Here is a 12392-nt window from a genome sequence, read left to right as displayed (position 1 = left end):
GAATGCGGGCGGCGGGATTCGAACCCGCACGGCCTTTCGACCCAGGGTTTTTAAGACCCTTCCGGCTACCGTTTCGGCACGCCCGCCAAGCGCTTGCGCGCGTCGGCCTGTCTAGGCCGTCATGGCACGCTGGCAAAGCCCGCGTGCCAAGCGATGCGCCTCGGCCGAATCGCGACCGAGGCGCCTAGCCTTCAGGCCGCGTGCAGCGCCTTCCACACCGCTTCGGGCGTGGCAGGCATGTCGATGGTCTGCACGCCATCAGCCGAGAGGGCGTCCACCAGCGCATTGACCACGGCAGGCGGCGAGCCGACCGCCCCGGCCTCGCCGGCGCCCTTTACGCCGAGCGGGTTGGTCTCGCAGGGCACGGAGATCAGCTCCACCTCGATCTCCGGCACGTCCTCCGCGCGCGGCAGGGCGTAGTCCATGAAGGAGGCGGAAAGGAGCTGGCCGCTGGAGGGATCATAGGCCGTGCGCTCCAGCACCGCCTGTCCGATGCCCTGCACCACGCCGCCATGCACCTGCCCGCGCACGATCAGCGGGTTCAGCGCATGACCCACATCGTCCACCACGATGTAGCGCGGGATCGTGACCTGCCCCGTCTCCGGGTCCACCTCGACCTCGGCGACGTGGCAGCCATTGGGGAAGGTGTGGCTGTCGATATTCGCCGTCTCCAGCGCGTCCAGCAGGATCGTGTCTTCGCCCGCCGCGATGCGGGCACGCTGCTTCGCCGCGATGTCGAGGATGTCCATGCCACGATCAGTGCCAGCGACGGTGAAGCGGCCCCTGGAGAACTCGATATCCACCTTTGCCGCTTCCAGAAGCTGCGACGCGGCCTCCTTGCCCTTCTCGATCACGCTCGCCGTGGTGACGAGGATGGCCTGGCCTTCGGAGTAGAGGGAACGCGCGCCGCCCGTCCCGCCGCCCGAAGGCAGCGTCTCGGAATCGCCCTGCTTGACGCGGATCTTCTCCACCGGGATGCCCAGCTCGTGCGAGGTGAGCATGGCATAGGCCGTCTCGTGCCCCTGCCCCGTGCTCTGCGTGCCGACATAGACATCCACCATGCCATCCTCTGCGAAGACGACCTTGGCGTTCTCCGTCGGGCTGCCGCCCGTCGCCTCGAGGTAGTAGGCGAGACCGATGCCGCGCTTCTTCCCGCGCGACGCGGCCTCCGCCTTGCGGGCGGGGAAGCCGGCCCAGTCGATCTTCTCCAGCGCGGCGTCCATGACGCGCGGAAAGTCGCCGCTGTCGTAGCGCTGACCAATGGCGCTGGTGTAGGGCATGCGCGACTGCGCCACCATGTTGCGACGGCGAAGCTCGATCCGGTCGATGCCGAGGTCGCGCGCCGCCTGGTCGATCAGCCGCTCGACGAGGTAGTTCGACTCGGGGCGGCCCGCACCGCGATACGCGTCGACCGGCACGGTGTTGGTGAGGATGCCGAGCACGCGGGCGTGGATGGCTTGGAAGTCATAGACGCTCGCCAGCACCTTGGTGCCCGCCCCGGTCGGGATGAAGGGCGCGAAGGTGGAAAGATAGGCGCCCATATTCGCGTGGTTCAGGGTGCGCAGCGCCAGGAACTTGCCGTCCTTGTCCAGCGCCAGCTCACCGGTCGTGACGTTGTCGCGGCCATGCGTGTCGGACAGGAAGGCTTCCGTTCGCTCCGAGGTCCACTTCACCGGGCGGCCGATGTCGCGCGCCGCATAGGCGCAGAGCGCATACTCGGCGTAGAGGAAGATCTTCATGCCGAAGCCGCCGCCCACATCCGGCGTGACGACGCGAACCTTCTCCGGGTCCACCTTCAGCACGTTGGAGGCGAGCAGCCCCTTCACCAGCCAGGAGCCCTGCGTGCCGGCATGCAGCGTGAAGGCGCCGGAAGTCGTGTCGTAGGAGGCGGCGCAGGCGCGGCCCTCCATGGAGGAGACGACGATGCGGTTGTTCACCACCGTCAGCCGCGTGACATGGGCAGCCTTCGCGAACATCTCCTCCGCCTTCGTCTTGTCCCCGGCTTCCCAGTCGAAGCAGGTGTTGTTCGGCGCGGCGTCCCAAATCCGCGGCTGGCCAGCCTCATGCGCGGTGGCGAGGTCGGTCACGGAGGGGAGGATGTCGTAATCGACCATGACTGCCTCAGCCGCGTCGCGCGCCTGCTGCTGCGTCTCGGCGACGATGAAGGCCACCGGGTCACCGACATGGCGCACGCGGTCCACGGCCAGGACCGGATGCGGCGTGTCGGCGCGGGGCTTGCCGTCGCTGCTCTTCAGCGGGACGGCGCACGGCACGTCGCCGACTCCAGCGGCCTGGAGGTCGGCGCCGGTGTAGACAGCCAGTACGCCGGGCATGGCGCGCGCCTCCGTCACGTCCAGCGACGTAATGGCGGCATGCGCATGCGGAGAGCGGAGCACGTGGCCATGAACCTGGCCGGGAAATGCGATGTCGTCCGTGTAGCGGCCCTGCCCCAGCAGGAGCCTCGGGTCCTCGACGCGCCGCAGGGATTGGCTCAAGCCGAACTTCGCCATATCGGGATTCCCTCACCTGTCCTCGCCATCATCTGACAGCAAGGACGGGTTTGGGAAGGGGGCGTGGCGTCAGTGCGCCGCGCGGCCCTTGCCGCGGACCAGGTTGTGCGTCCGCTCCCGCATCCCCTGGAACACGACATAGAGCATGGGGATGATGAAGATCCCGACCAGAGAGGCGGCCAGCATCCCGCCAAAGACCGGCAGGCCCACGGCACGGCGGGACAGCATGGCGGCGCCCGTCGCCCAGACCAGCGGCACGAGGCCGAGGATGAAGGCGAAGGAGGTCATCATCACCGCACGGAAGCGCATCCGGCTGCCCATCACCGCCGCGTCGCGGATGGAAAGCCCCTTCTCGCGCTGCTCCTTCGCGAACTCGATGATCAGGATACCGTTCTTGGCCGCCAGCGCGATCAGCACGACCAGGCCGATCTGCGCATAGACGGTCAGCGGCGCCTCCGCGACCAGCAAGGCGATGAAGGAGCCAAGCCCGCCCACCGCGACGGAGAGCAGCACCGGCATCGGGATCACCCAGCTTTCATACAGGGCGACCAGGAAGAGATAAGCGAAGAGCAGCGCGAGCCCGACCAAGATGCCCGTCTGCCCGGCCGCCTGCTTCTCCTGGTAGGCCGTGCCGGTCCAGTCGAAGCCGAAGCCCTGCGGCAGCACGTTGCGCGACACCTGCTCCATCGCCAGCAACGCGTCGCCAGAGGAGATGCCGGGCCGGCCCTGACCCAGGAAGTTCACGGAGCGGTAATTGTTGTAGCGTTGGATGGTCTGCGGCCCCAGCACCACCCGCACATTGGCGAAGGCAGCGAGCGGCACCATCTGCCCGCGCGTGTTGCGGACTTGGAGGCGCCAGATATCCGGCAGGTCGTCGCGGTCGCCGGCGACAGCCTGCACGTTCACCTGCCAGGTGCGGCCGAACAGGTTGAAGTCGTTGACGTAGATCCCGCCCAGAGCCGCCTGGAGAGTCGTGAACACGTCGCTGATCCGCACACCCAGCGCCTGCGCCTTGTCGCGATCCACGTCGAGGTAGAGCGAGGGGCTGGTGGGGGCATAGGTCGTGAACACCCCTGCCAGGCGCTGATCCTGGTTCGCTGCCACCATCAGGGCGAGGGAGACGCCACCCAGCTCCACCGGGTCGCGGCCCTGGAAGTCCTGTAGCTGGTACTCGAAGCCGCCACCCGTGCCGAGACCCAGAATGGGCGGCACGTTGAAAGCGAAGACATTGGCGGTGCGGAAGCCTTGAGCGAAGCCGAAAACTTGGCCGATCGCGGCGAAGACGCTCTGGTTGGCGCGGGTGCGTTCCTCGAAGGGCTTGAGGCGGCCAACGATGAAGGCAGAGTTGGACTGGGCGCCACCATCGATGAAGGAGAAGCCGATGATCTCCAGGATGTTCTCGATCGCCTCGTTCTGACGCAGGAATCCTGCCACTTGGCGCGACGCCTCGCTGGTGCGGGCGACGGAGGAACCCTGGGGAAGCTGAAGCTGCACGAAGAACGCGCCCTGGTCCTCAGCCGGGAGGAAGGCCTGGGGCGTGCGCTTCGAGACCTCGAAGATGCCGAAGGCGATGGCGGCGGTGAGGACGACCGAAAGCAGCGCGAAGCGCACGAGCCGCGCCACGATCCAGGCATAGCCGTCCCGGACCTTGTCGATGGCGCCGAGCACGTACTTCATCGGCCCGCGCCGCGGCCCGGTATGCCGCAGCACCACGGCGCAGAGCGCTGGAGAGAGGGTGAGCGCATTGACCGCCGAGATCACCATCGCGACGCTGATCGTCACCGCGAATTGCTGGAACAGCACGCCCGAGACGCCCGGAATGAGGCCGATCGGCACGAAGACCGACAGCAGGACCAGGGTGATGGCGATGATCGGCCCTGTGATCTCCCGCATCGCCTTGTCCGTGGCCTCTGCGGGGGTCAGTGCCGGCTCCTCCTCCATCACCCGTTCCACGTTCTCGACCACGACAATGGCGTCGTCCACGACGATGCCGATGGCGAGCACCATGGCGAGCAGGGAGATCGTGTTGGCCGTGTATCCCATCATCAGCAGCACGGCGAAGGTGCCGATCAGCGAGACGGGCACCGCGACGGTCGGGATGATCGTGGCGCGAAGCGAGCCCAGGAAGAGGAAGACCACCAGAACGACCAGGACGAAGGCCTCGACCAGGGTCTTCACCACCTCGGTCATCGTATCGATGACGAAGTCGGTGGTGTTGTAGATGATCGTATGTCGCAGCCCCTGCGGGAAGCGGGTGGACATCTCGTTGAGGGTGCGCTTGGCCAGTTCCGCCACCTGCACCGCATTGGCGCCTGGGGCCAGGTAGATGCCCATGTTGACGACGCTTTGCCCGTTCAGCCGGGCCTCGACGTCAAGGTTTGCGGCGCCAAGCTCCACCCGTGCCACGTCCCGGATGCGCAGAGTCGAGCCATCCGGGTTGGCGCGAATCACGATCTCGCCAAACTGCTCGGGCGAGATGAGCCGCCCCTGGGTCTGGATGTTGAACTGGAAGGATTGGTCGTCGCTGATCGGACGGGCGCCGATGCGCCCCACCGCCGCCTGGACGTTCTGCGACTGAATGGCGGCGATGATCTCGGAGGGCGAGAGATTGAGGTTGTTGAGCCGGTCCACCTCGAACCAGACGCGCATGGAGTAGTCCTGCGCACCGAACATCTGCACGTCGCCCACGCCCGGCAATCGCCGCATGGCGTCCAGCATGTTGATGGTGACGTAGTTCGAGATGAAGAGTGGCGTGTGGTCCGGGTTGTCTGACGACACGCCGAGGAACATCAGCACCGCCGAGGATTGCTTCCGGACCGTGACGCCGGCGCGCTGCACCTCCTGCGGCAACCGCGCCAGCACGCCCTGGACGCGGTTGTTGACGTTCACCGTATTGATGTCGGGGTTGGTGCCGAGGGCGAAGGTGACGGCGAGCGTGTAGGAGCCGTCATTACCGGAGTTGGACCGCATGTAGAGCATGCGGTCCGCGCCGTTCACCGCGCTTTCGATCAGCTGGGCGACCGTGCTTTCCACCACCGCGGCCGAGGCGCCGGGGTAGCGCGTCGTCACCTGCACCACGGGCGGCACGATCTCAGGGAACTGGGCGACCGGAATCCGGGTCAGCGACAGCAGCCCCGCCAGGGTGATGACGATGGAGATGACCACGGCAAGCCGCGGCCGCCGGATGAAGACGGCGGAGATCATGGCCTATTCCTCAGCCCGCGCGCTGCGGCCGGCCGGGGGCAGGTCCGGCCGGTTGCGGATTCACCGGCGCGCCGGGACGGATGCGCTGGATGCCCTCGGTGATGACGCGGTCGCCCTCGTTGACGCCCTCTTCAAGCACCGCCGTCTCGGGGGTGGAGCGGCCGAGGCGGACATTGCGGCGCTGGGCGATGTTATTCTCGCCGACCACGAAGACGAAGAAGCCCTGCTGGTCCTGCGCGATGGCATTGCGCGGGACCACGATGGCCTGCACCGGCTCCGCCGCCTCCAGCACAACGGTGACGAGCTGGCCGTCGATCAGGGCGCGCGCCCCGGGTTCGCCGGCGCGCATGCCTGGGCGGACCGGATTCGGGATGTTGGCGCGGACCAGGATGCTGTCCGTATCGCGGCCGAGGCTGGTGTCGATGAAATCGATCTGACCCACCTCGGAATATAGCGCCCCGGTGACGAGCCGCACCCGCACCCGCGTCGCCTGAGCGCCACCGCGATCCTGGTAGCGCTCGCGGAGTTCGATCGCGGTTCGCTGCGGTATCGTAAAGGCGACACGCATCGGATCCTGGCTCACGATGGTCGCCAGCGGATCGGTCAGGGCCGGGCCGACCACGTTGCCCGGCGTATAGAAGGCACGGCCGATGGCCCCGGCGACCGGAGCGGTGATCTCCGTGTAGGCGAGGTTGATCTCGGCCGAGCGAAGCTGCGCCTGGGCGCCGAGCACCGCCGCGGCGCTGGTTCGCTCCTGTGCCTGGGCATTGTCCAGCGCAGCCTGGGTGCCCGCCCCGGTTGAGCGCAGCTCACGCGCGCGGGCCAGGGCGACGCGGGCATTGTTCAACTGGGCCTCGGCGGAGGCGACATTGGCGCGGGCCTGGTCCAGCTGCGCCTCGAAGGGTGCACGCTCGATGCGGAACAGGGGCGCGCCCTCCGGCACCTCGCTGCCTTCGGTGAAAAGGCGCTGCTCCAGGAAGCCGGTGACGCGGGCGCGGATATCCACCCGGTTGATCGCCTCGATCCGGCCGATGAACTCGTTGCTCTCGGTGACGGCCTGCCGCCGTGCCTCGACGAAGCCGACAGCGGGCGGCGGGCCACCTGCACCCATCTGCGCCTGGGCGGGAAAGGCTGCGAGCGCGAGAAACAGGGCGATCTTCTTCATCACCGGGGGGATGCCTTCATGCGAACCGGAGGAGGGGCAATGGCGCACCCGCCCGCAGGCTGGGAACGCGTGGAAGCCGGTCAGGATGAATGAAGACCACGCATGGTGCAGCGCGCAAGAGGCTTGAAGTTTAGGGAAGGGCACCCAACGGGCGTCTGCGCATCGCGCTGATCCATATGTGGGATGCCGCGAACGACATGAATCCGCGGCCTTTCACCTTTAAGAGGGATCCCCGGCTCCCCTGTCGCGGGTGGCTCCGCAATGCTGCCATGCGGGACGAGGCGCGCCGCTTTGACTTGCCCAGTACCGGCAGTCACATTCCGCCTCATGACCCAGCTGGGGTCACGCCCCTGGGAGTCCCATGTCTATCGCCACTCATGCGAAGCCGCACACGGCCTCCTTCGCCCTGTTCGTGGGCGCGGCGACTTGCGCCTTTGCCGGGGTCTGGATGGCGACGCCCCTCGCCTCCGTGTTGCTGGCGCAGCGTGGCGTCGAGGCAGCGGTGATCGGCCTCTACGCCTCCGTGGTGTGGGGTGCGGCGCTCCTGGCGGCGCCGATGACACCCTGGCTGGCGGCGCGGCTGGGTGGGGCCTTTGCCCTGCATCGCATCGCGGCAGGGCTGGCGTCGTTGGCTCTGGCCGGGCTGGGGGCGGACCCGTCTCTGCCGCTCTGGTTCGTCTTCGGAGGAATGCTGGGGGTCGGGTCGTGCCTCGCCTGGACGACTGCGGACGCGATCGCCGCCGCCATGGCGCCGGAGGGGCGCGAGGGCGCGTCGTTGGGCCTGTATCAGACCTTCGTTTCCGCTGCGATCGGCGGCGGTCCGGCCATCCTGCTGCTAACAGGGGTGGTGCCGCAGGCCTTCTGGGCCTCGGCCGGAATCCTGCTGCTGGGGCTGGTGTTAGGCGCGGCGCTGCGTGACCCGGCTGGGACGGTGCCAACACGGATGCGCCTGTCCCTGACGCGGCTTCGGCCCGTGGCCTTCGTGATGGCGGCACCCGCTGGTGCCGCGGCCCTTTGCGGCGCGCTGGAGGCAGCGGCCGGCGCCGTGTTCCCCGTGCAGGGTCTTGCTCTGGGCATGGCCGCAGGCGCGGCAGCGGCGATCGTCGTCGCCTCGGGCTTCGGCAATGTGCTGGCACAGTTTCCCCTGGGCATGATGGCGGATCGTTGGGGAACGGATCGGGCGCTGCTGCTCTGCGGGCTGGTGGTGGCATTGGCCTCGCTGCTTTGGCCGGTCCTGGCGCCAGCTCTGCCGGTCTGGCCGGTGCTGGCCGCATGGGGCGGCGCGGCCGGGGCAATCTATACACTCGGCATGGTGCGCGCGGTGCAGCGCTTCGCCGGGCCGGCGCGGGCGCTCGGCATGGCGGGACTCAACACGGCCTATCTGCTGGGCGGCGCTCTCGGGGCGCCCTTGGCGGGAGGCGCGCTGGAGGCCCTGCCGGGCTGGGGCCTCCCAGCGCTGATCGCGCTTGTGGGGCTGGGCGGCTGCGTCGCCCTCGCCAGGGCGGTGCGCGCCGCGCCTGTCCCGATCTAGGAAAGCGTCAACCCTTCGGCGGATCGTGGCCCCGATTGCGAAGCGAGGCGCGCCAATCCGTATCGCGCATGTCGCCCTTCGGGCGCTGGGCGAGGTGGCGGCACACATATCTCACGACCTTCCGCATATGCGCCCGCTCCTCCTTCGTGTACTCGGCCGAGCGCCCCTTCGCGAGGATCGTGGCGACCCGGCGCCTGGAGGCATGGACCACTGACTCGCCACCGTTGCGCTTCTGCCCGACCTCCATCGACCGCTTGGTCGTGGGCCAGCGCTCCAGGGTCGAGCGGCCCATGCTCACGGCCTCGCGGAACTCCTGCACCATTGCGTCGGGAGAGGCCTTCCGGACAGGAGGTGCCCTTCGCGCCGGGCCGTCTTGCGCGCGATGGCGGCGTACTCCTTCTCCGACAACACCCCCGCGCATTTTGGGGCAGGTATCGTTCGCCCGTATCCTCTGAGCGGCGGCCCGACTCGGTGCCCGACTCTTCCTTCGTCCACGGGCTGAGGTGGTTGTCCTTGCTCTTACGGCCGGCATAGCCGCCGCCAGCCTTCTTTTATTCAGCGGTGGCAAGCTGGGCTTTCCGGGCCGACCATTCGCCGGCTCCACCACCCTTCGCGCCGCGTTTGACGCGCGATGATGCGCTTCCAGAGGGCAGGGTCGGTCTTCTCGGCGGTCGCGGGCATGGCGGCGCAACACCCGCCTAAAGGCGGGCTTCAGCCCGGCTTGCGCTCCTTCAGCGCGGCAATCTCGGCCTTCAGGCGCTCATTTTCCGCGCGGAGTTGCTCCAGTTCATTGGGGCGCGGGAAGGGGCTGAACAGACTCATGGCCCGCTCCATCATCGCGAGGTTCTGCCGACCCATCTCCTCGAAGGTGAAGGGTTTCAGCGCACTCGCCATGTTGCGGCGCATCTCCTCGTGCTGGCGGGCGAAGCCTTGCATCGTCGCCTCTAGGTAGCGGGGGACGATCTGCTGCATGGAGCCGCCATAGAAGCCGATCAGCGACCGAAGGAAGCTTTCCGGCAGAAGCTGCCCGCCCTTCGCCTCCTCCTCCACGATGATCTGGGTAAGAACGGACCGCGTGATGTCCTCGCCGGACTTGGCGTCGTAGACGACGAACTCCCGCCCGTCGCGAACCATCTTCGCCAAATCCTCCAGCGTCACGTAGGAGGAGCTCTCGGTGTTGTAGAGCCTGCGATTGGCGTATTTCTTGATCACCACCGGCGGCGTCGATTGCGTGGTCTTCAGTGCGGCTTCTGCCATCGTATTCCCAGCCCCCTGTGGATTCGTTGCTGTGCAGCGTAGCACCATCGGCATGGGCGACGGGAAGCCCTTCGGTTATAGAGGCCATCAATGCCCTTGGTCCTGGAACCGGATGAACGACCCCGAGGAACTCGAGCGGCTGGCCGCGGATTGGATCGCGCTTTGGGAATCCGAGGTGGCGTCTGCCGCGCGCGACCGAGAAGCTGCCGAGGCCTGGTCGGCGGGGATGGCGCTGCTGGCCGCCTTCTGGCGCGCCCAGGCTGCGGGTGCGGCGGCGCTGGTGCGCTGGGCCCGTGAGCACTCTCCCCATCCCGCGCCGCGGCCCGCGCCCCCTGCCCCTCCACCTGATGCTGGGCGCGGCGCGGGGGATGGCGGCGATGGCCCCGCCGCCCTCCGCCAGCGTATTGCCGAGCTGGAACGGCGGCTTTCCGAGATCGAAAACGGCACAGGCGGAAGCGGCACGGATCGCGGCCCGACTGGCGGAAAACGGCGTCGGGGCTGAGACCTTTCGCAGCGCCGTGCTGCGCCGCCTCATGCGCGAGGATGCCGCCCTGATACGCGGCATCGCGCTGTATCGCCGCCACCCGCACCGGCGCACCCTGGAGGATCCGCCTGTTCTTTGGCGGGAGGGCGCGTCGCGGCTCCTGGATTACCGGCCCGAGGGTGGGCGGCCCATCCTGTTCGTTCCCTCCCTGGTGAACCGCGCGCAGGTGCTGGACCTGGACGAAGGCGCGTCTCTGGTGCGCTTCCTGGCCGCCCAGGGGCTGCGGCCCCTCCTGCTCGACTGGGGCTGGCCGGAGGCGGAGGAGCGGAGCATGACCCTCACCGACCTCATCGCCGGGCGGCTGGAGCGGGCGATGGCCGCTGTCCCGGGGGAGATGGTGCTGCTGGGCTACTGCATGGGCGGTCTGCTCGCCCTGGCCGCGGCGCTGCGGCGGCCAGAACGCGTGTCGGGCCTCGCCCTGCTGGCCACGCCATGGAATTTCCACGCCGATCCCGAGGCGCCCGGCCTTGCGCGCCTCCTTCCGGGGCTGGAGGCGATGATGTCGCCAATGGGCGCGCTGCCCGTGGATACGATCCAGTCCCTCTTTGCCCTGCTCGACCCCTTCGGCCTGGCGCGCAAGTACCGGGCCTTCGGACGGCTGGACATGGCGGGCGCGCGGGCCCGGCGCTTCGTGGTGCTGGAGGATTGGCTGAATGACGGCATACCCCTCGCCGCCCCCGTGGCACGCGAGTGCTTGGCGGATTGGTATGGCGCGAACCTGCCGGGACGCGGGGAATGGCGCGTCGCGGGCTGGAAGGTGCGGCCGGAGGAATGGCGCGGCCCCGCTTTTGTCGCCATCCCTTCGCGCGACCGCATCGTGCTCCCGACCTCAGCCCGTGCCCTGGCGGCGGCGCTTCCGGCGCCCCATGTGCTGGATGCGGCGGCTGGCCATATTGGCATGGTGGCGGGTGAAGGGGCCGAGCGCGCCTTGTGGCGGCCACTGCTGGAATGGTTGCGCGACGCCTGACGCCGCGCAAGGATACGGTCGAAAAGGGAAGCCAGCCCATGCAAGAGATCGTCATCGCCTCCATCGCCCGCACCCCGGTCGGGGCGTTCAGTGGGGCCTTCGCCAATGTCCCAGCCCACACGCTGGGCAAGATCGCCATCGAGGCCGCGCTGAGCCGCGCGGGCGTCGCCCCCGGTGAGGTGGACGAGGTGATCATGGGGCAGATCCTCACGGCTGCGGCCGGGCAGAACCCGGCGCGCCAGGCCGCCATGGCGGCGGGGATCCCCGCGGAGCGGACCGCCTTCGGTATCAACCAGCTTTGCGGCTCCGGCCTCCGTGCCGTGGCCCTGGCGGCGCAGCAGATCGCCACGGGCGACGCCACCGTGGTGGTCGCCGGCGGGCAGGAAAGCATGTCCCAGGCGCCGCACGCCGCCAATCTCCGCTCCGGCCAGAAGATGGGCGGGCTGGAACTGGTGGACACCATGCTGAAGGACGGGCTGTGGGACGCCTTCCACGGCTACCACATGGGCAACACCGCCGAGAACGTGGCGCAGAAGTACCAGCTGACCCGGCAGGAGCAGGACGAGTTCGCCCAGGCCAGCCAGCGCAAGGCCGGCGAGGCCATGAAGGCCGGCCGCTTCAAGGACGAGATCGCCCCCGTCACGGTGAAGGGCCGAAAGGGCGACGTCGTGGTCGATACGGACGAGTATCCGAAGCCCGAAACGAGCATGGAGATCCTGGCCAAGCTGCGCCCGGCCTTCAGCAAGGAGGGCACGGTGACGGCCGGCAACGCCTCCGGCATCAATGACGGCGCCGCCGCCGCCGTGGTGATGAGCGCGGAGGAAGCGAAGCGCCGCGGCATCACGCCGATGGCGCGCATCGTGTCCTGGGCGACGGCGGGCGTGGACCCGGCCATCATGGGCACGGGGCCGATCCCGGCCAGCCGCCGCGCACTGGAGAAGGCGGGGTGGAGCATCGGCGACCTCGACCTGATCGAGGCGAACGAGGCCTTCGCCGCGCAGGCCTGCGCGGTGAACAAGGACCTTGGCTGGGATACGGGCAAGGTAAACGTGAATGGCGGCGCCATCGCGCTCGGCCATCCGATCGGCGCCTCGGGCGCCCGCGTGCTGACGACGCTCCTTTATGAGATGCAGCGGCGCGGTGTCAAAAAGGGCCTCGCCACGCTCTGCATCGGCGGCGGCATGGGCGTCGCCATGTGCCTCGAGCGTCCGTGA

General features: G+C 68.5%; 9 protein-coding genes and 1 tRNA gene. 4 read left to right on the top strand and 6 right to left on the bottom strand.

Annotated features, from left to right (window positions below):
• Positions 1 to 3: 3 nt before the first annotated feature.
• From JTJ31_RS00280 to JTJ31_RS00265, 4 genes are all read right to left on the bottom strand, one after another.
• A tRNA-Leu gene (locus JTJ31_RS00280) sits at positions 4 to 86 on the bottom strand.
• A 105-nt stretch (positions 87 to 191) separates the two neighbouring features.
• Positions 192 to 2510 carry a xanthine dehydrogenase family protein molybdopterin-binding subunit gene (locus JTJ31_RS00275; RefSeq protein ID WP_207536600.1) on the bottom strand — a complete coding sequence of 773 codons (2319 nt, stop codon included), beginning with the start codon at positions 2508 to 2510 and terminating at the stop codon, positions 192 to 194.
• A 69-nt stretch (positions 2511 to 2579) separates the two neighbouring features.
• Positions 2580 to 5714, bottom strand: a complete 3135-nt coding sequence (locus JTJ31_RS00270; protein WP_207536599.1) for an efflux RND transporter permease subunit — start codon at positions 5712 to 5714, stop codon at positions 2580 to 2582.
• A 10-nt stretch (positions 5715 to 5724) separates the two neighbouring features.
• A complete protein-coding gene (locus tag JTJ31_RS00265) occupies positions 5725 to 6879 on the bottom strand; it encodes an efflux RND transporter periplasmic adaptor subunit (protein ID WP_207536598.1) in 1155 nt (384 codons plus the stop codon).
• Between the two features lie 361 nt (positions 6880 to 7240).
• On the opposite strand from JTJ31_RS00265, the gene JTJ31_RS00260 reads away from it, so the two are divergent.
• Positions 7241 to 8410: an MFS transporter gene (locus tag JTJ31_RS00260; RefSeq protein ID WP_207536597.1), complete on the top strand. Its 1170-nt coding sequence runs from the start codon at positions 7241 to 7243 to the stop codon at positions 8408 to 8410.
• 7 nt (positions 8411 to 8417) lie between these two features.
• Here JTJ31_RS00260 and JTJ31_RS00255 read toward each other — a convergent pair whose 3' ends face one another.
• Both JTJ31_RS00255 and phaR read right to left on the bottom strand, forming a co-directional pair.
• Positions 8418 to 8732 carry a DUF3140 domain-containing protein gene (locus JTJ31_RS00255; protein WP_268956976.1) on the bottom strand — a complete coding sequence of 105 codons (315 nt, stop codon included), beginning with the start codon at positions 8730 to 8732 and terminating at the stop codon, positions 8418 to 8420.
• Between the two features lie 389 nt (positions 8733 to 9121).
• Complete coding sequence (gene phaR, locus JTJ31_RS00250; protein ID WP_207536595.1) at positions 9122 to 9667, bottom strand: polyhydroxyalkanoate synthesis repressor PhaR; 546 nt, start codon at positions 9665 to 9667, stop codon at positions 9122 to 9124.
• Between the two features lie 31 nt (positions 9668 to 9698).
• Between phaR and JTJ31_RS25140 the strand changes: the two genes are divergently transcribed.
• From JTJ31_RS25140 to JTJ31_RS00240, 3 genes are read left to right on the top strand one after another with little or no spacing between them, the layout of a single operon-like run.
• Complete coding sequence (locus tag JTJ31_RS25140) at positions 9699 to 10169, top strand: hypothetical protein (protein ID WP_328805600.1); 471 nt, start codon at positions 9699 to 9701, stop codon at positions 10167 to 10169.
• 16 nt (positions 10170 to 10185) lie between these two features.
• A complete protein-coding gene (locus tag JTJ31_RS00245) occupies positions 10186 to 11178 on the top strand; it encodes an alpha/beta fold hydrolase (RefSeq protein WP_328805599.1) in 993 nt (330 codons plus the stop codon).
• A 38-nt stretch (positions 11179 to 11216) separates the two neighbouring features.
• Positions 11217 to 12392: an acetyl-CoA C-acetyltransferase gene (locus tag JTJ31_RS00240; protein ID WP_207536593.1), complete on the top strand. Its 1176-nt coding sequence runs from the start codon at positions 11217 to 11219 to the stop codon at positions 12390 to 12392.

Origin of the sequence: Sabulicella rubraurantiaca (genome assembly GCF_017355885.1) — a bacterium.
GTDB lineage: Bacteria > Pseudomonadota > Alphaproteobacteria > Acetobacterales > Acetobacteraceae > Roseococcus > Roseococcus rubraurantiacus.
This window is presented reverse-complemented; position numbering and strand designations above follow the sequence as displayed.